We start from the raw sequence: 18,841 nt of genomic DNA on the forward strand, positions 1-18,841 counted from the left end.
GCCTGGATATCGTCAACCGGCAAGCGGAAGGGCAAGCATCGCTGATCGAGATGCGTCCGGCGGGGGAAACCGCCGATCACTGGACACGCATGGCGACAACCCAAATCTATCGCGGTATGGCCGACACGTCGTTCTATGGCAAGTACAAGGCGCAGATGCGCGCACGTTGGACGCAGGCTTGCGATCGTGCGGACGTGAAGCCATTCGCCGATGAAACCGTCCATGGCTACGTTACGCACGTCTGGCTGCAAGTGTGTGCGCACAACGATGCACGCAAGCCTTCGGAAATCACCCTGTTCAAGTTTATCCAGGGGCGCGAGGCCGCTTACGTCGTGCAGTTGGCGTTCCATTACCAGCCCACCAAAGCCCAGCTGGGCGAATCGCTCAGCTATCTCGAGCAAGTACGCGTCTGCGATACGCGCGCTAAAGATTCGCCCTGCCCGGCCGAAGCATCGGTGCATGTGGTGGAACCCAGCCCTGCCTCCACGCCTTGAAGGCGTGCGGCGGCGCCCCCGGGCCGGCCCCTCCCTAAAAAAGCGCCAGCACTGAGATATTCAAAAATCGAATATCTGATATGTCAAAAAATGCAAATCTGGGCGCGCGCACGAATCTCAGAAAAGCCGTGCGTCGCAAACTTGCCACGGCCTAGCTGAATAAGTAATGGACGCAGATGGATTTAGTCACATGGACGTCGTACCGTGACTCAAAATTTGCTGTTTTCTGACATGCAGCGAAGTGTTATGTGGCAGTCGTCACAAAGGTGATTTGCATCACACACAAATTGCCAACTAGATAATGAAATTCGCCTTCACATACGGAACGGCAGGGAGCCGCAGCATGACGTCATGCAATCGTTTCAAACGTCAAAACCTTGGTTTTTTCTGACGCGGGCTAGCACTCTTTGGCGCGTTGCGTCAGAATCTGCCGCGAGGGGACCAGGGCCCCCTCCAGGGGTCAATACGTTTCAACGCGGAAAGCCTTAGGCCGAGCACACGGCGTGCTCGCTTTCCAAAAATGCGTATTGAACGGTATGTAAAAAGGTATTCGAGCCGGCAAATAAATACGCCGGTTCGTCAGGGAGCCTGAATGGAATCGATTTACTGTCCGTGGGCGGATGCGCCCGTCGCTAAAGCGGCAAAAATTGGGGATCACGAGCGAGTTATCGCCGACTCCAAGACTCGAGCCTGTCCGACTTTTGGTCTCTGCCGGAAGCCGAGGCTTCGCTATTCGCAATGACTTAACGCTACCGGTTTTTCCGGTGGCGTTCTTGGCGTGCGCGTTCGACTTGCACGCACCGTGATACGCGGGTTTTCCGCGCGAATCCAGCAACTTCAATCTCACTTTGCGGGTACGACGTGAAAAAGGTTTACGTAACTCGAGCCCTTGCGGGCATCTGGATGCTGGCTGCGCTGGCCTTGTCGGGCTGTGGCACACCGCCAGCCAAGGACTTTGGCGGCTCGTGGAAGCCGATCAATCGCTTCCAGGACGCGCCTTCCGAGATTCCGCTCGCCCAACCGTATGCGTTCTACGCATCGCCCATGGACGGCACGCTCAAGACCATGCTCACGCGCTGGTCGAAGGACTCGGGCATGGTGTTGTCTTATCAGCTGCACTCGGACTTCACGCTGTTCAAGCCGGTAGCGCAGATACATACACCGAATGCGAAGGCCGCCGCCGCCGAGCTCAGTGCGATCTATGCAAGCGAGGGCGTACAGATTTCCGTGAGCGATCGCCAGATCATCGTCGAAGCCGCACCGACCACGGTTGCCGAGCCGGCCGCATCGAATACGGATGCCGCGCCATCGTCCAACGACCCTGCTCCGCCGAAGCCGGACGCCGCAACGAGCAGCAAGTCATGAATGCCGCCTTCCCCATGACCGTCGACTCGGGTATCCGCTAATGCTCAGCAGGAAAACATCCAGCAAGAAGATTGACGAGGCTGTCGCGCACTCGGTCAATTTCGAAATCACCATGGCCGATCTGGCACGGCGCAGCGAACGGCGCGCCTGGTGGGTTGCCTTTGGCGCAATAGCAATCGCGCTGATCCTCGGCGGCGGCTACTACTACATGCTGCCATTGAAGGAGAAAGTGCCGTACATCGTGATGGCCGATGCCTATACCGGTACCAGCACGGTGGCTCGCCTGACCGAGGATTTCACTAATCGCAGCGTCACCACCAGCGAAGCGATCAACCGCAGCAACGTTGCCCATTTTGTCTTGGCGCGTGAGTCCTATGACTATGCATTGATCGGCCTGCGCGATTGGACGACCGTGCTGACCATGTCCGCCCCGCAGGTCGCTACGGCCTATCAGCAGCTCTACCAGCTCGGTAATCCGACCAATCCGTACACCATCTACGGGAAGGATCGCGCGATCCGCGTGAAGTTGCTCAGCCTGGTGCTGATCGGCGGCGGTCCGGGCCAGATGCCCAAGGGCGCAACCGTTCGCTTTCAGCGCACGGTGTTCGAAAAGCAAACCGGCCTGACCCGTCCACTGGATAGCAAGATCGCCACGATCGAGTTCACTTACAAGGCGAACCTGAAGATGGACGATGCTTCGCGCATCGAGAACCCGCTGGGCTTTCAGGTCACCAGTTATCGCGTCGACAACGACTACGCCACCACGCCGCCGCAGGAGATTCCCGCTGCCAGCGATGCAACCGCGCAACCGGGCGAAGCGCAAGGTGCGCAACCGACGGCTGCCGAAGGCACGGGCGCGCTGCCGCAGCAGCAGGGCGGCGTGCCTGGCGCGCAGCCACAGCAGGCGGTGCCCGGCGCCCCTGGCACGGAAGGTGGCCTGCAACAGGCGGCGCCCCAATTCGCGCCGGCACCCGTGCCGCAGCAGTTCGCGCCGAACGGTGCGCAGCCCGCCGCACAGGCACCCGCACAGACCTATGCCCCGGCGCAGGCTCCTGCCGCGCCAGCACCACGCAATGCAGCTAATGGAGTGGGCCGTCGATGAACCGACCAATCAAATTCGCCCTGGCTAGCGCCCTGGGTTTGCTCAGTGCCGCAGCGGCTCTCCCCGCCGGCGCACAGGTCGTGCAGCAGTATGAGTACCAGCCCGATCGCGTCTATCAGGTGCGCACCGGCCTGGGTATCACCACGCAGATCGAACTGAGCCCGTACGAAAAGATCCTCGACTACAGCACCGGCTTCACTAACGGCTGGGAGCTGACGCGGCGCGAGAACGTGTTCTACCTCAAGCCGAAGAACGTCGATGTGGACACCAATATGATGATCCGCACGGCAACCCACTCGTACATCTTCGAGCTGAAGGTGGTCGCCACCGACTGGAAGGCGCTGGATCAAGCCAAGCGCGCCGGCGTTCAATACAAGATTACCTTCTCCTATCCGTCCGATTCGTCCTTCAGCAAACAAAGCGACGAGCAATCGGACGTGCCGCAGCTCAACACGTCGCTGGTGAAGGGGCGCAACTACAACTTCAACTACGACTACGCGACGCACAGCAGCAAGAAAGCACCCTGGCTGATCCCGGTCAATGTCTACGACGATGGGCAATTCACGTACATCAAGATGGGCGACATGAAGCAGTTCCCTACCGGGAACTTCCCCGCCGTCTACATGCGTGAAAAAGAACACGGTGAGGATTCGCTGGTGAATACGACGGTCGAGGGCAACACCATCGTCGTGCACGGCACCTATCCCTATTTGGTGATCCGCCAAGACAACAACGTCGTTGGCCTGCGCAGGAATACGAAAAAGTGAGCCCGAACAATCCTTATCTGCCAGATGACGGCAACGGCAACGAGAACGAGCACGAGAAAGAGAACGAGCACGTTCCGCCGCAGCGCGACAACCAGAGCGCGGCTCGCGACCCGTTGGCCAACAATCCTTATTCGAACCAGCAGCGTCAGGCGGAAGCGCCCGACCTGGATGCAGGTGCGCCCTCGCTACGCTCATCCGAGATGACGCGGATGAACCGGCGCGCGATGATGTTCCTCGTCGCGATCGTCGTGCTGCTGGTATTCCTCGCGGTGTGGGTGCTCAAGGCGTCGCATCACGACGACAACAAGCCGAAAGTACGCGAGGAAACATTGACCGTGCCGCAAGCGCCGCCTCCGGTGCCGGTGGCACCGCCTGCGCCGCGTCCGCTGCCCAAGCTGCCCGAGCCGATCCAGCTGACGGACAACGCTCCGCCGCCGCTGCCCAAGCAGACCAAGTCGATGCCGGACCTGCCACGCGGCCCGACCCTGATGGAGCGTCGCATGGCGGCCGACAGCGCCGCGCAGATGGGCGATGCCAACGGAGTCTCCGGCTTGCCGCCGGCGCCGGCCGGGTTTGCCGCCGCTCCGCAGCGTCCGGGCCTGCCCGGCCAGAGTCAGGATATGTGGTCGCGCCTGCCCGGCCTGTCCGGCCAGCAGCAGGCACCGCTCAATTCGCCGGTGGGCTTGCCGAATCTCTCCAGCGCACAGCCGCTCTATCTGCCCGATACGCTGATGCAACGTGGCACGTACATCCGCTGCGTGCTCGAAACCCGCATTATCAGCGATATCCCCGGCTTTACCTCGTGCATCGTCACCGAGCCGGTGTACTCCTTCAATGGCAAGCGCCTGCTGCTGCCGAAGGGCTCGAAGGTGCTGGGCAAGTACGACATGGGCCCTGTCGGCGATCGCATGGCGGTGATCTGGGACCGCATCCTGACGCCAACCGGCATCGACGTGAACATGGCCAGTCCCGGTATCGACAACCTCGGCGGTTCCGGTCATCCGGGTTATCTGAACAACCATTGGCCCAGCCGCATCGGTGCCGCTCTGCTGATCAGCATGCTCAGCGACGCCTTCGCTTATGAAGCGGCCAAGCATGGCCCGCAGACCGAAACCGTCGGTATCGGCAGCGGCACGGTGACAGCCACGCCGTTCCAGAGCAATACCGCGCAGACCTTGCAGAACCTTGCACAGCAAGCCGTGCGTTCGGCGGCCAACCGCCCGGGCACGGTCACCATCAACCAGGGCACCATCCTGTATGTCTACGTCGCCAAAGATGTGGACTTCAGTGGCGTGGTCGCTCGTTTCTAACGTACAGGCGACATAGAGAAGATGGACGACGGCGCGATCGCACAGGTTTCGAACGAATTCCTGGAGTACCAGTACGAGGTACTGGGTATCCGGGAGTTCATGGCATCCCCGGATGTCACCGAAATCTGCATCAACAAGCCCGGAGAGCTGTACCTGGAAAGCCGGGGCGGCTGGCAGCGCGTCGAGGTGCCCACGCTCAATTTCGAGCGTGCGCGCCAGTTCTGTACCGCCGTGGTGAACGAAAGCAACACCGGCCAGCGCATCACCGATACAGATCCGGTGGTGTCGCTGACCTTCCCCACCGGCCAGCGTGCGCAGTTCGTGATTCCGCCGGCCTGCGATGCGGGCAAGGTGTCGATCACCATTCGTTTGCCCTCCAAGCAGACCAAGACGCTGGCGCAGTACCAGGAAGACGGTTTCTTCAACGAAATCCTGGAGAACCCACCCGGCATCAGCGACAGCGATCGCGAATTGCTGGACCTGCGCGGCGAGCGCCGTTATGCGGATTTCTTTCGCCAGGCGGTACTCAAGAAGAAGAACATCGTCGTCTCCGGCGCCACCGGCAGCGGCAAGACCACCTTCATGAAATCGCTCGTGCACCACATCCCGGCGGAAGAGCGCCTAGTCACCATCGAGGACGCGCGCGAGCTGTTCATCGACCAGCCCAACGTGGTCCATCTGCTGTATTCCAAGGGCGGCCAGAGCACCAGCAACGTCACCGCCAAGAGCTGCATGGAAGCGTGCCTGCGCATGAAGCCGGATCGCATCATCCTGGCCGAGCTGCGCGGCGACGAATCGTTCTACTTCATTCGCAACTGCGCCTCCGGCCATCCGGGTTCGATCACCAGCTGTCATGCCGGCAGCACCGAACAGACCTGGGACCAGCTGGCGCTGATGGTGAAAGCTTCCAACGAGGGCTCGGGGCTCGAATTCGACACGATCAAGCGTCTTTTGATGATGACCATCGATATCGTGGTGCACATCAAGGCACATGCCGGCCGGCGTTATATCACCGGCATCGATTTCAGCCCCGGCCGTTTCCTCGCCGACCACCGGCAAGCGGCCTAGCGGAGAAACACGATGATTGCTGGGATGGAAATGATGGCCTGCCCCAACCTCTCGGTTCCTGCCGAGGTGATGCAGCACATCGTCAACGTGGAGTCGGGCCAGAACCCGTACGCGATCGGCGTGGTGGGCGGCCAGCTCGTGCGCCAGCCGCAGAACTACGGCGAGGCCGTAGCCACCGCGCAGATGCTCGAGTCGAAGGGCTACAACTATTCGCTCGGCATCGCCCAGGTCAATCGCAACAACCTGGCCAAATATGGCCTGGATTCCTATGACAAGGCGTTCTCGACCTGCGGCAACCTGGCTGCCGGATCGCGCATCCTGGCCGAGTGCTACAACAGTGCCGGCGGCGATTGGGGCAAGGCCTTCAGCTGTTACTACTCGGGCAACTTCGTCACCGGTTACCGCACCGGCTATGTGCGGAAGGTTTTCGATTCGATCAACCGCGCCGCTCTGCTGGCGGACAGCCGTGTGACAGCATCGCCTATCCAACTAGTCGGCGACGCTTCGGTCAATCCGCGCACCAGCCCATTGCCGGCAGCCAAACCTGTCAGCGCCGCCGCGATTGCCAAAGTGCAAGTTCCCGCCGAGTCGAACGGCGCCGCCTATCGCGTGGCGATTCGCAGCTCATTGATCGACACCGCGCTGAACTCGCTGGTTTCGCCGGCGGTTGCCGCTGCGGCCGGCGTCGAACCGGCCAGTGCGCAGGATGCGCCACCGGCGGGTGCCGTATCGCCCGAACTGCAACAGCAGGCGCAGGCACTCGGAGGCAATCCGCAGAACGCAGCCAGCACGCCTAATGGGCTGCAACAGATGATGCAACAGGTGCAGCAAGCCAATTACGGCAGGGCGCCCGCACAGGCAGCCGCAGGTGCCAACGGTCTGCAACAGATGATGCAGCAGGTGCAGCAAGCCAACTATGGCAATCAACCGGCTCAAGATCCGTACGCCCAACGTGTACAGGCCACTGTCGCCGGCGCCGCCGGCTCGCAACAGACGCAGGCTCCTCCCGGCGTATCGCCCGCGATGCAACAGCAATTAGCTGCTATCGCTGCCGCGCAAGCGGCCGAACAGCAGCAAGCCGCATCGAACGACATCTACGAACCGCAGGTACGCGGCCCCAACGATCCGATCCAGCCGGCCGCCCAGGCAGGCATGGCACCGCCGCAGGGACAAGCCGCCCAGCCCGCGCAGGATCCAGCCAAGCTTCAACAGCAACAGGGATATCGCGACGATGCCCTGGTGTTCTGACCACTTCTACCGCATCGGCGCTGCCGCGCCGACGACGGAAAACGTTTCGCGCAGCGGGAGCCTGTCACCTGCTGCGTGGGCCTTCGGGCCGCAAGGCTGTCGCACGACGTCGCTCGCGGCAGCGCATAAAAGCCGGCTGCGTACCGCGCAGCTTTTTCGATGACGCGGCGGTCGCAAGCGTAGCCGCACTGTTAAAGAACTACTTGAGAGGGAAACCTGAGATGAACCTGAAACCCGAGACCACCAAGCGCCTGCTGAACTTCATGATCATGGGCACCGTGCTGTGCCTGATCGCCATGCCGGATCTGGCTCTGGCCTTCCAGACGAATCCGTCCTTCACGGATACCGGCAACAAAGTCTGCGGCTTCTTCGGTAACGTCAACAACATCCTGAACATGTCATCGATCGCCGTCGTGACCGCTGCTGTCGTGTTCTCCGGCTATCAGATCGCCTTCGCACACAAGCGCCTGAGCGATGTGTCTTCGGTGCTGATCGGCGGCGTGATGATCGGTGCGGCAGGCCAGGTAGCCAAGATGGTTATCGGCGACACCGGCCAGCAGTGCTCCTCGACCACCATGGTCATTCAGCACCTGATCGACGTCTATGCATAAGAACGCCATGTTTCGCGGCTGCACGCGCCCGCCGATGTTCATGGGGGTGCCTTACGTGCCCTTCTTCTTCGGCGCGGGTGCGTGCTTGTTGTTGGCGATGTACACCAACGTGTTCTATCTGATCCTGTTGCCGATCGTCGTGTTCATCATGCGCCAGATGGCCAAGCGCGATGAGCTGATTTTTCGGCTGCTGAGCCTGCGCCTGCAATTTCGCACGCGCGTGCGCAACATCCGGGAGAACGATGGCATGTGGGTATTCACTCCCAATGCGCACCGCGAACCTGGTAGCAGGCCCAAGCTGTAAACGAGGCAAAGATGCCCCCGGCAAGGTTGCCGGGCGGTTCTTCTGATAACGACGGTATCCACATCATGTTCAACCCAGACGCCCCCATTAGTGAGTTCATTCCGATCTCCACCCATGTATCGCCCACGGTCCTCAAGACCACCGGCGGCGATTTTCTGATGGTGTGGCGTCTGGGTGGTTTACCGTTCGTCGGCCGCGAGGAATGGGATCTAGAGCATCGTCATAACAGCTTCAATCGCATGCTGCAGACACTGCGCGCTCCCGACTTCGTCAATGTCGCCTTCTGGGTGCATGACATCCGCCGCCGTGGGCGACTGCGGGACAACAGCCGCTTCAGCCAGAAGTTCAATCAGCAGATGTCCGATGCGTACTACAACGCGCTTTCGGCACAGAAGCTCATGCAGAACGAGCTGTACCTGACCATGCTTTATCGTCCGATCGTCAGCGGCAAGCGCTTTGTCGAAAAATCGAGCGACGTGGCCAAGCTCGAAGCCGAACAGTTGCAAGCCATCGCCACCATCCAGGAACTGGCCGGCAACGTCGAGGCCGTACTCAAGGACTATGCGCCCAATCGCCTGGGCATGTACGAGGCGTCGAACGGTATCGTGTTCTCCGAAGTGCTGGAGCTCTATGGCTACCTGCTCAACCGCATCGACGAGCCCGTACCGGTGCTCAAAGCGCCGGTGTACGACTACCTGCCGGTGAGCAAGCAGCGCTTCTCGGCCAAGACAGGCGACTACGTGCTCACCACGCCAACCGGCGTGAACCACTTCGGTGCCATCCTGAACATCAAGGAATACACCGATGGTACCTACCCAGGTATCTTGAACGGTCTGAAGTACCTGGATTTCGAATACGTCGTCACCCACTCGTTCAGTCCCATGGGCCGCCATGACGCACTCAAGGCGCTGGAACGCACCAAGGGCATGATGGTCTCCTCCGGCGACAAGGCCTTCAGCCAGATCGCCGAGCTTGACCAAGCCATGGACCAACTCGCCTCCGGCAACTTCGTGCTCGGCGAATACCATTTCACCATTGCCATCTACGCACCCAGCCAAGAGGTGCTTTCACAACAGATCGCCGCGACCCGTGCCGAGCTATCCAACGCTGGCTTCGTATCGGTCAAGGAAGATCTCGCCGTGACTTCTGCGTTCTATGCGCAGTTGCCCGGCAACTGGAAATACCGCACACGCCTGGCGAATGTCAGCTCGCTGAACTTCCTGGGTCTATCTCCCCTGCACAACTTCGCAACTGGCAAGAAAGAAAATAACCCGTGGGGCGATTGCGTCACCACGTTGCAGACCACCAACGGTCAGCCGTATTACTTCAACTTCCATGCCACCCACCCGGCCGAAAACTCCCTCGGCGAGAAAGCCATCGCCAATACCATGGTGATCGGCAAGTCCGGCACGGGTAAAACCGCACTGATCAATTTCCTGCTCAGCCAGGTACAGAAGCTCAAGCCCTCGCCGACGATCTTCTTCTTCGACAAGGATCGCGGCGCTGAGATCTTCGTACGTGCCTGCGGCGGCAATTACCTGGCCCTGGAAAACGGCAAGCCGACCGGCTTCAACCCGTTCCATTGCGAACGCAACGAAGCCAACGTGCAGTTCCTGGCCGACCTGATCAAGGTACTGGCGGGCAAGAGCGTGTACTCCTCGCGCGAAGAAGAAGACATCTTCCGCGCGGTGGAGAACATGCTCGACACCCCCATGCACCTGCGCAACATGACGAACTTCCAGAAGAGCCTGCCCAATATGGGCGACGACGGCCTGTTCGTGCGCATGCGCAAATGGACCGCCGGCAACTCGCTGGGCTGGGTGTTCGACAACCCGGTCGATACCATCGATCTGCAGAAAGCCAACATCATCGGCTTCGACTACACCGATATCATCGACAACGCCGAAGTGCGCGCGCCGGTGATCAACTATCTGCTGCATCGCCTGGAAGACCTGATCGACGGCCGCCCGCTGATCTACGTGATGGACGAGTTCTGGAAGATTCTGGACGGCAAGGGCGGCCTGAAAGAATTTGCCAAGAACAAGCAGAAGACCATCCGTAAACAGAACGGCCTGGGCATCTTCGCTACGCAAAGTCCCGAAGATGCATTGGCCAGCGACATCGCCTCTTCGCTGATCGAGCAGACCGCGACAATGATCCTGCTGCCCAATCCCAACGCCAGCCGCGAAGACTATATCGAGGGGCTGAAACTCACCGATGCCGAATATCAAGTGGTCGTTAGCCTCGACGAGCGCTCGCGCTGCTTCCTGGTGAAGCAGGGCCACTCGTCCTCGGTATGCCAGCTCAACCTGCGCGGCCTGGACGATGCGCTCTCGGTGATTTCCGCATCTACCGACAACATCGAAATCATGCATCAGGTGCTGGAAGAGCGCGCCCACGCACTCAACGTCAAGACCGACGATCTACGCCCGGAGCAATGGCTGGAAGCCTTCTACGAAAACCGTAAGGGCAGCGGCAAGCGCAAGCCCACATCCGAGCAGCGCCCGTCGCGCTCGGCGGCCATGTGATCGGAAAAGCATCAAGGAGTATCGCGATATGAACCTCACAAGCCCCCGCAAGCACCTTCGCAAGGCCGGTCTTGCCATCGCCCTGGCTGGCCTTGTCTCCCTCTTCGGCATGGGCACGGCGCAGGCGCAATGGATCGTCAACGATCCGACCACACTGGCCAAGCAGATCGAGGAGTACGGCAAGGAGTTGGAGCGCTGGCAGCGCACTGTGTCGCAGTACGAGCAGACGTTGCAGCATTATCAGCAGCAGCTGATCAATCTACCCAAGCTGTCGTTGCCGATGCCGCAGTTCAACATCGCCTTCAGCAAGCGCGACCAAATGGATGGCGTGCAGGAAAATTGCCCCAGCCCCAATAGCGGAGGCGGCATCGGTGGGATCATCGAAGGGCAGCTACAAAACTTCATCCCCGGCGGACAGAGCATCGCGCAGCAGCAGCAGACTATCTGCTCGATGATGATCCAGGCACAGAACGCCAAGTACAACGCCACAGTCGACGCGCTCACTCAAATCAAGACCTATCAGGATCAGATCAACAAGATCGAGGAACAGCGTGACAACACCGGCACCAGCGAGGGCAATCTGGCGGCCAATAACAACGAGATATTGCGCTACATCGCGCGTATCGAGACCACTTACCAGAACTATCAAACCAACATGGTCGCCTATGACGGCTACATCGACGGCCTGAAGATCCATCAACAAGGCCTGGCCAAGCAGGCCATGAAGGGACAGAACCTGCTCGGCACTCTGGTTGAGACTGCGACCTTGAAGGCCGCGCTGACCATCGGCAACTGAATCACTACGACAGGGAGCCCAGTCGCGGTTTCCGGCTTATACAGGACGGACGGTAAATGCCAAACATAGGCGATTTTGTCTATTTCTCCCTGATCTACGACTTTCTGAATCAGAAGGTCGAGCAGGTCGGCCTGGATCTCATGAATCGCATGATGACCTGGGCGTCGGTGATCGCGCTGACCCTTGTGACCCTCTGGGTGCTGATCCAGGGCTATCGTATGATGACGGGCCAGTCGCGCGAATCGATGATGCATGTCGTGGCCAACGCGGCCAAGATCGCGTTGATCGTAACCGCCGCGACCACCATGTCTTTTGTCGGCCGCGACCTGCATCAATACCTGACGGTGGATCTGGGCAAAGAAATCAACTCCCTGTTCACCGGCGACGATACCTCGCCGCAGGATGCCATCGACAAGAACCTAGCGCTCACCCAGCTCGCGCTTTCGGCGATCGATTCGGTCGACGTTGTCAAAGGCGACGAAGAAGCGCTGGCCGATAAAACCAAGGCTCAGTTGATCGCCGGCTTCGGCCAGGCCAGTCCGCCCATGGCCGCTGGCGCCATGCTGTTGCTCTACCAGTTCACCATGGCCATTTTTATCGGCCTAGGGCCGCTGTTCATTCTCTGCCTGATCTTCGACCAGACCAAGGAACTGTTCCGCCGCTGGCTTCTGTACGGCATCGGCACGCTGTTCTCGATGGCCGCGCTGAATGTCGTCATGTCGATCGCACTGGATGTCACCTCGCGCGTGGCGGGCGCCCTGTTCGTCGACAAGATCGCCTCCGGCTTCCTCGACATCGGCACCAGCGGCCTGACCAGCGAAGCTATGCAGACCGGCGGCATCGGCCTGCTCATGACGGTGCTCATCATCTCGGTTCCTCCACTGGCAGCGATGTTCTTCCAGGGCACCGCCGGCAACTTCATGACGTATTCGGCTTGGCAGGGGAACAATAGACCGGGTGCGGGTGGGCAGCCGCCTGGGTCTTATGGCGGCAGTCATACATCAAGATCCAACCAACAAAGTAACGATCGCGATTTTGGCTCCTCAAGCACTACCGCTCAGCTCAACGCAAATAGAGTTGTTGGCAATACCCCTCCGCCTTCTCAAGATGTCATCAGGAAACAAAGTAGCTAGCGCATGGCGTCAACAATATCGACTCGGAACGCTGACATGAAACTCGTTTTGCTTTTTATAGCCATGTTACTCATGGGCAATCTGGCTCACGCAGAAGGTAATTGCCCTCCTGGTTACGCACCGTCAGGAGTTGGCCCGGGAGGAGTCCAAGGATGTGCGCCTTTACCGGGTGCCAATTCATCAGGCAAAGCGGAGCAAGGTGGAGTTTGGGAGGATCGATTCGGAGCTGTAGCGACTGATCCTCACCTGGCGATACTCGGCTCCTCTCACAACATGGACAGCAGAAGGCAAGCGGAGAACTCGGCTCTTGCGGACTGCAAATCGCAGGGGGGCCTGAGTTGCAAACTTGATGGCTGGTATCGAAACGGGTGTGCAGCGATGGTTGCTGGGCATGGTGGCTATTCCACTTCGACCGCGGACAATCAGGACACTGCTATCGATAAAGCCATGAAGGATTGTCAAGCTGGCGGATATACGAATTGTCACGTCTATTACACTGGCTGCAGTTCACCGCAACGGGTTCGTTAGCAACCAAAGGAATTTCGGCGGACAATATAGGCCATGTGGAAAGAGTAGGAATGCTTAAGAATTACGCACCTTGGATAACTCTCTTGCAAAGCCGCTGCGCATTTATGGCTTTGCTTTGTGCTTGTTTGTTTGTAGCAAGTAGACCGATCTCCGCCGAAGGTGGCTGCCCCGTGGGATATGCGCCGTCCGGCGTTGGTCCAGGAGGCGTCCAAGGTTGTGCGCCGCTCCCCGGAGCTAGTTCTCCGGATAACGCCACACAGGCCGGCGTTTGGGCAGATCGATATGGTGCCGTAGCAACTGATCCGCACCTGGGGATACTTGGTACATCCAAGAGCATGGAGAGCCGCAGCTTAGCGGAGAAAGCAGCGCTTGATAGCTGCAAATCACAAGGTGGCCTTGGCTGCAAAGTAAATGCTTGGTATCGAAATGGGTGTGTTGCCATGTCTTCTGGAGACAACGCGTATGCCGTCAAATCTGGACCCGACCAAAACACCGCCACTAAGGCTTCGATGGATAGTTGCCAATCTGACGGCACCACGGGCTGTCATGTCTACTACACCGACTGCAGTATGTCCCAACGAGTCCGTTAACAGCTAAAGGATCCTATGCCGGCAACATCGGCCACATGGAATAAATAGGAATGCTTAAGAATTACGCGCAGCGGTTTGCTCCATTTCAAGGCCACCTCATGAGGCAGGCCTTGCTTTGCGCTTGCATGTTTTTGGCAAGCAAGCCGACCTCTGCTGAAGGGGGTTGTCCCTCAGGATATGCACCGTCGGGTATTGGCCCAGGTGGGGTGCAAGGTTGTGTGCCGCTCTCAAGCAATAAATCGGGTAACGCCGAGCAAGGCGAGGTATGGGAAGACCGTTATGGAGCCATTGCTACCGACGACGTCGCAGGTCTTGTTGGCACTATCTACCGAAATGCCCAGTCGCAAGGCGGCGGAAAAGTCAGCCGTAGCGGATTGCCAAAATCAAGGCGGCAAGCGATGTGAAAGTCGCGCCTGGTACCGCAATGGTTGCGGCTCTATGGCTGCGGGAAATAGAAATTACTCTGTAAACACCGCTCAAACTCTTGATGAAGCAAAAGCAATAAGTCTAAGGAACTGCACAGCTCAAGGCGACAATACCTGCAAAATTTTCTATTCAAACTGCGCATCTCCGCAGCGCATCAGATAGCCACAAGGATCGTAGAGTCACCCGATGATCAGCAGATTTCTTCTAACACTCACCTTCCTCTCTGCCAGCATTGTTGGTGCTGCTTCTGTGCATGCTCGTCCGGAAGGACAACCACTTCCGGCATCGGTAGCCAAACTGGCCGGCGTGCAGTGCGATCACAAATCCGAGGGTTGGAGCTACGAGTGCACCTACCAAGGCTATGTGATCAGCGCCGACGACCGTGCCTGTGACGGCGCCGACGATGCGATGTATGGCGACTTGGGCTTGAGCGGCAACAAATCGCATATCGCCCTGCTGGATAAGTTTCCGCAGGGTGGAAGCACAGTGGCCGAGGCGGCGGATCGGCAATTCATCTGCGTCAGCGCGAAGGCCAAGCGCGCTTCGCCGTATGACGTCTGGTACTACGTAGTGGCCATTCCAGTGGCCAGCGTGAAAGCTTGCAAGAACAACAGCAACTGCGGCGCGCCGGGCGATCTGCCCGTCAAGCTGACCAAACAGGGGACTGGGCAGCCCTGCCACTTGACCGCGCAAAAGCGCTACGCGGGCGATTGCGCCGCGGGCTGGGTCAATGCGGCCGAGGTCGATCTTTATTCGATGGGGCTTTGAAACATTGATGTAGTCGCTAGCGGGAGGCTATATGAGTCGTGAAATCCTCGAGGAGGCGTTTCGCCATTTCGAGCTTGAAGGAAGGCGCTACGAGTACGGGCGCGGCGATATGCGGCTGCGCAACGGGCCGAACGGCGCACTGACCGACCCGAGCCGTACCGAGCAAGATCTGGACGGCGACGGACGCCGCGGCGTGGATTGTTCCTCGCTGGTCTGGCGCGGGCTTCACAATGCCGGCTACGACGTCGGCGAAACGCCGTTCACTACGAGCAAGCTGTTCCAGGGCAATACCATTGAGCCTTATGCACGCCAGCACTTCGATGTGGTCCCGGCGGCCGAAGCCAGTCGCGACAACGGCGGCTTGCAGGAAGGCGACATCATCTTGTTCAGCGGGCGGCATGGGCAGCATGTCGGTATTTTTCGTGGCTACGATGCGCAGGGACATATCCAGTTCTACGGTTCGCAGGTGAGCACGGGCCCGGCGCTGGTCAACCGGGGAACGGAACCTGGCGGCTACTGGAACGGTGACGATTTCCATATCGTCGGCGCCTTGCGCGCGAAGCCCGAATTCCAGGTGCGCGAGCCGATGCATGGCCGCAACAACGAAGAGATCGTGCCGCTGCTGCCACCCGGCCATCATGCGCCGCACGGCAACGAGGGAGCTCCGCACACCAGCCGCCGCGGCGTTGCCGCGCGCGGTGACGGCACGCTCGAACGTGGCGACGTGAGCGATGCCGTGCGCGATATGCAGGGCAAGCTGGCGCACCTGGGCTATCGTCAGGCCGATGGCCGGCCGCTGCAAGCCGATCGCGAGTACGGCGCGCAGACGTTCGCGGCCATCCAGCAATTCCAGCGCGATCATCATTTGAAGCCCGACGGTATCGCCGGACCGCAGACGCTGGCAGCCCTGCAACGCCAGGTGCAGACGTATGACGCCGCTCGCGCTACGGCACCGGGCGAAGCACGACCGCAACTCAACGAGACAGCGCACCCGGATCACGCCATGTATCGCCAGGCACTGGAAGGCGTGCACCGCCTGGATGCTCAGCATGGCCGCCCTTCCGGCAGCCACAGCGAGAACCTGGCCGCCGCGCTTACGGTCGCCGCCAAGCGCGACGGCTTGCGCGAGATTCATCACGTGATCTTGAACGAGGATGCCAGCCACGCCTATGCGGTACAGGGCGACCTGCACTCCCCGCTCAAGCAACTAGCCAGCGTACCGACCGCGCAAGCGGCAAAGACGCCCGTAGCCGACAGCAACGCGTCGCTGGAGATCCTCAACCGTCAGCTCGACCAGCAACAGACAGCCCAGGAGCGGCGCGGGCATTTCCTCGAGCTGATCGGTGAACTGCGTGCCGAGCGCGCAGCCGAGCGGGAAGCCCATCACCGCGCCCATCATCCACATGTCTAGCGTTTGACAGTGACGACTTTGAAGAGAAGGAGAGACTCATGAAAAAGCTGTTTCTGCTCGCGCTCTTGCTGACCACCAGTTACGGTGTGGCGGCGCAGGGCGTGTATATTCCGATTCCGTACTACGGCAACGATCCGTTCACCTTCTGCACGCTCGGCTGGCCACCGGACTGCTGGGCACCGATCGATCCGGCTCTGGGCACATTCACCATCACCGACCCGGAATGCTACAACCCGACTTCGTCGGCGTTGTACGTGGCGATCTGTCCGGCTGCGTTTACGGGCGCGGCGGTGATGCCAAAGGTCGATTCGCGCAAGCGTCCGGTGGCTATCGGTTAAGTGTTATCGGAAATCTTGGATAACTGCGTCCTACTCGTCATTCCAGCGAGCCCCCAAAGAGGGGCTACGGCTTCTGCCGGGGTGGCGATGGGGACGCGGTTATTCGGGATTTCTCTCTTTCAAGGAATACTCATGACTTCCAGGTTTGCCCTCGCTGCCGTCCTGTTGGCCGCGACTGTTTCGATGTCGGCTATCGCCGCTGACGCGCCGCATCTGTGCGGTGCCACGGATAAAGTCGTTTTCTCTTGCCCGCTGGCCGGCGGCAAGAAGACGGTATCCCTTTGCGCCGGTACCGACGGTGCCATCCGCTACGCCTTTGGCCAGCCGGGCAAGATCGAGCTGACGCATCCTTCCGAGGCGCAGGACGCACCGCTTTCGCGTACGCACCTGAGCTTCGGCGGCGCCAGCGGCGGCGCGGCCTATGCCTTCGACAAGGGCGGCTATCAGTACATCGTTTACTCGATTTCCGGTACCGGTATGGATCGCGGTGGTGTAGTCGTCCGGCGCGACGGCGAGGTCAAAGCGGCCCGCGACATGCAATGCCAAGCCGGCAAGATCACCAACACATCCGATGAACAGGTCATCGACCAGACGCTGAAACTCAAGAGCGATCCGGAGATTCAATCGCACGGATTACCTACGACGCACTAATCGAGGCGCCCAGCGCGTAGCTCGATTGCAGATAAGGAGTTCCAAGCTATGTCTTCCAAAGAGAACGCCGATTTCCTGCTCCAGCAGGCCCAGGCCCACGGTATTACCGATCCGCGCCAATTGGCTAACTTCATGGGGCAGATGCAGGTGGAGTGCGGCGGCTTTTCGCACATGGACGAGAACCTCAACTATTCCGGTTCCCGACTGCTTGCGGTATTCCCCGGCCGTAACGGCATGAATACCGAGGCCGAAGCCAACCGCGTTGCAGCTGGCGGCCCCGAGGCCATCGCCAACCAGATCTATGGCGGCGCCTGGGGTAAAACCAATCTGGGCAATACCGAACCTGGCGATGGCTGGCGCTTTCACGGCCGCGGCTATGTGCAGCTCACCGGACGCGCCAACTACGAAGCCATGGGGCGCGAACTGGGCCTGGATCTGGTCAACCATCCCGAACTCGCCGCCGATCGTGAAGTGGCGGCACGTATCGCCCTGCGCTATTGGGACGACCGGGTCGTGCCGCACGGTCACCAGACCGACGTGCGCGGCGCCACGATCGATATCAACGGCGGCACCAATGGCCTCGCCGATCGCCAGGCCGCAGCCGCGTCATGGCAGCACAAGCTCGACCAGGGTTATACCCCCGGTCAGCCCGAGCCGGCTGCCAGCCGCTCGCAGTCGAGCGGCGCGCCAGCGAACGCCACACCCGAAAGCACTCGTCACCTGCAGCAGTTGCTCAACCAGCAAGGCATCCGCGATGCTTCTGGCCACGCACTGACCGTCGACGGCGATTATGGCGCGCGTACACGGGCTGCCGTGGAGACATTCCAGCGTCAACAGCATCTGCATGTCGACGGCATCGCCGGCCCGCAGACCATGAGCAGGCTCGAAGCGCTATCTCACCAGCAGCACCCGACGCATCCCGCACATCCGGCACCGCAGCAACCCGGTCACCCGGCTACCCCATCGCCAACCGGCGCAACGCGCATGGATCAGCCCGGACACCCGGACCACGCCATCTACGAACAGGCCCTGGCCGCCGTACACAAGCTCGATGCCCAGCACCATCGTACACCCGATCAGAACAGTGCCAATCTGGCCGCTGCGCTGACTGCCGCGGCAAGAAACGAAGGCATGACCCGGATCGATCGGGTGACATTGAGCGAAGACGGTTCGCGCGCGTTCGCCGTGAGCGGCGATATGAACTCGCCGCTCAAGCAGGTCGCCGGGGTGCAAACTGCGCAAGCGGTGAATACGTCGATCGCACAGAGTACCCAGGCTTTGCCGCAGGGTGCGCCAGCGCAACCGGGCGCGCACGCACCGAACCAACAACACGAGGCGCAAGCTCCCGTGCGCGCTTCGCCATGAGGCGCACATCATGAGTCGACCAGGCATGCGCCGCGCTT

At 60.1% G+C, this 18,841-nt stretch carries 19 protein-coding genes and 1 pseudogene; all 20 read left to right on the forward strand.

From position 1 onward, the window contains the following. Positions 1-494: hypothetical protein (locus VIM98_RS00110; RefSeq protein ID WP_331991050.1), on the forward strand; the 494-nt coding region annotated here is incomplete at its 5' end. Positions 495-1,397: 903 nt separating this feature from the next. Then, positions 1,398-1,763 (forward strand): annotated as a pseudogene (locus VIM98_RS00115) (hypothetical protein); the annotation flags it as partial. A 136-nt stretch (positions 1,764-1,899) separates the two neighbouring features. Next, on the forward strand, positions 1,900-2,961 hold the full coding sequence (locus VIM98_RS00120) for a virB8 family protein (RefSeq protein ID WP_331991051.1): 1,062 nt from the start codon (positions 1,900-1,902) through the stop codon (positions 2,959-2,961). Then, on the forward strand, positions 2,958-3,728 hold the full coding sequence (locus tag VIM98_RS00125) for a TrbG/VirB9 family P-type conjugative transfer protein (protein WP_331991052.1): 771 nt from the start codon (positions 2,958-2,960) through the stop codon (positions 3,726-3,728). Before VIM98_RS00120 ends, VIM98_RS00125 begins: the two co-directional genes overlap by 4 nt. After that, entirely contained in the window at positions 3,725-5,038 is a 1,314-nt protein-coding gene (locus tag VIM98_RS00130) for a TrbI/VirB10 family protein (RefSeq protein WP_331991053.1), read from the forward strand. The genes VIM98_RS00125 and VIM98_RS00130 overlap by 4 nt, the downstream gene beginning before the upstream one ends. 21 nt (positions 5,039-5,059) lie before the next feature. Further along, positions 5,060-6,106, forward strand: coding sequence for a P-type DNA transfer ATPase VirB11 (gene virB11, locus VIM98_RS00135; RefSeq protein ID WP_331991054.1), 1,047 nt, complete (start codon positions 5,060-5,062; stop codon positions 6,104-6,106). A 12-nt stretch (positions 6,107-6,118) separates the two neighbouring features. Beyond that, complete coding sequence (locus VIM98_RS20595) at positions 6,119-7,354, forward strand: lytic transglycosylase domain-containing protein (protein ID WP_414650170.1); 1,236 nt, start codon at positions 6,119-6,121, stop codon at positions 7,352-7,354. A 221-nt stretch (positions 7,355-7,575) separates the two neighbouring features. Continuing rightward, positions 7,576-7,965 (forward strand): TrbC/VirB2 family protein, encoded by a 390-nt coding sequence (locus VIM98_RS00145; protein ID WP_331991055.1) that lies wholly within the window; start codon positions 7,576-7,578, stop codon positions 7,963-7,965. Continuing rightward, complete coding sequence (locus VIM98_RS00150) at positions 7,958-8,269, forward strand: VirB3 family type IV secretion system protein (protein ID WP_331991056.1); 312 nt, start codon at positions 7,958-7,960, stop codon at positions 8,267-8,269. Before VIM98_RS00145 ends, VIM98_RS00150 begins: the two co-directional genes overlap by 8 nt. Positions 8,270-8,334: 65 nt before the next feature. After that, positions 8,335-10,797, forward strand: coding sequence for a VirB4 family type IV secretion/conjugal transfer ATPase (locus VIM98_RS00155; RefSeq protein ID WP_331991057.1), 2,463 nt, complete (start codon positions 8,335-8,337; stop codon positions 10,795-10,797). Between the two features lie 28 nt (positions 10,798-10,825). Further along, positions 10,826-11,593 carry a hypothetical protein gene (locus VIM98_RS00160; RefSeq protein ID WP_331991058.1) on the forward strand — a complete coding sequence of 256 codons (768 nt, stop codon included), beginning with the start codon at positions 10,826-10,828 and terminating at the stop codon, positions 11,591-11,593. A gap of 56 nt (positions 11,594-11,649) precedes the next feature. Next, on the forward strand, positions 11,650-12,726 hold the full coding sequence (locus VIM98_RS00165) for a type IV secretion system protein (protein ID WP_331991059.1): 1,077 nt from the start codon (positions 11,650-11,652) through the stop codon (positions 12,724-12,726). A gap of 72 nt (positions 12,727-12,798) precedes the next feature. Beyond that, positions 12,799-13,254, forward strand: a complete 456-nt coding sequence (locus tag VIM98_RS20600; protein ID WP_414650172.1) for a DUF4189 domain-containing protein — start codon at positions 12,799-12,801, stop codon at positions 13,252-13,254. A 104-nt stretch (positions 13,255-13,358) separates the two neighbouring features. Continuing rightward, the gene (locus tag VIM98_RS20605; protein ID WP_414650173.1) at positions 13,359-13,844 is read left to right on the forward strand and encodes a DUF4189 domain-containing protein; all 486 of its coding nucleotides are present in this window, start codon (positions 13,359-13,361) and stop codon (positions 13,842-13,844) included. 279 nt (positions 13,845-14,123) lie between these two features. Then, on the forward strand, positions 14,124-14,432 hold the full coding sequence (locus VIM98_RS20610; protein WP_414650171.1) for a DUF4189 domain-containing protein: 309 nt from the start codon (positions 14,124-14,126) through the stop codon (positions 14,430-14,432). Positions 14,433-14,456: 24 nt separating this feature from the next. Continuing rightward, on the forward strand, positions 14,457-15,038 hold the full coding sequence (locus VIM98_RS00170) for a hypothetical protein (protein ID WP_331991060.1): 582 nt from the start codon (positions 14,457-14,459) through the stop codon (positions 15,036-15,038). 31 nt (positions 15,039-15,069) lie between these two features. Beyond that, positions 15,070-16,449, forward strand: a complete 1,380-nt coding sequence (locus VIM98_RS00175) for an XVIPCD domain-containing protein (protein WP_331991061.1) — start codon at positions 15,070-15,072, stop codon at positions 16,447-16,449. Between the two features lie 38 nt (positions 16,450-16,487). Then, entirely contained in the window at positions 16,488-16,787 is a 300-nt protein-coding gene (locus VIM98_RS00180) for a hypothetical protein (protein WP_331991062.1), read from the forward strand. Positions 16,788-16,919: 132 nt separating this feature from the next. Continuing rightward, on the forward strand, positions 16,920-17,438 hold the full coding sequence (locus tag VIM98_RS00185; RefSeq protein ID WP_331991063.1) for a hypothetical protein: 519 nt from the start codon (positions 16,920-16,922) through the stop codon (positions 17,436-17,438). Between the two features lie 48 nt (positions 17,439-17,486). Next, on the forward strand, positions 17,487-18,803 hold the full coding sequence (locus VIM98_RS00190) for an XVIPCD domain-containing protein (RefSeq protein WP_331991064.1): 1,317 nt from the start codon (positions 17,487-17,489) through the stop codon (positions 18,801-18,803). The last annotated feature ends 38 nt before the right edge of the window (positions 18,804-18,841 follow it).

Source organism: Dyella sp. (genome assembly GCF_036568765.1).
Classification (GTDB): domain Bacteria; phylum Pseudomonadota; class Gammaproteobacteria; order Xanthomonadales; family Rhodanobacteraceae; genus GSA-30.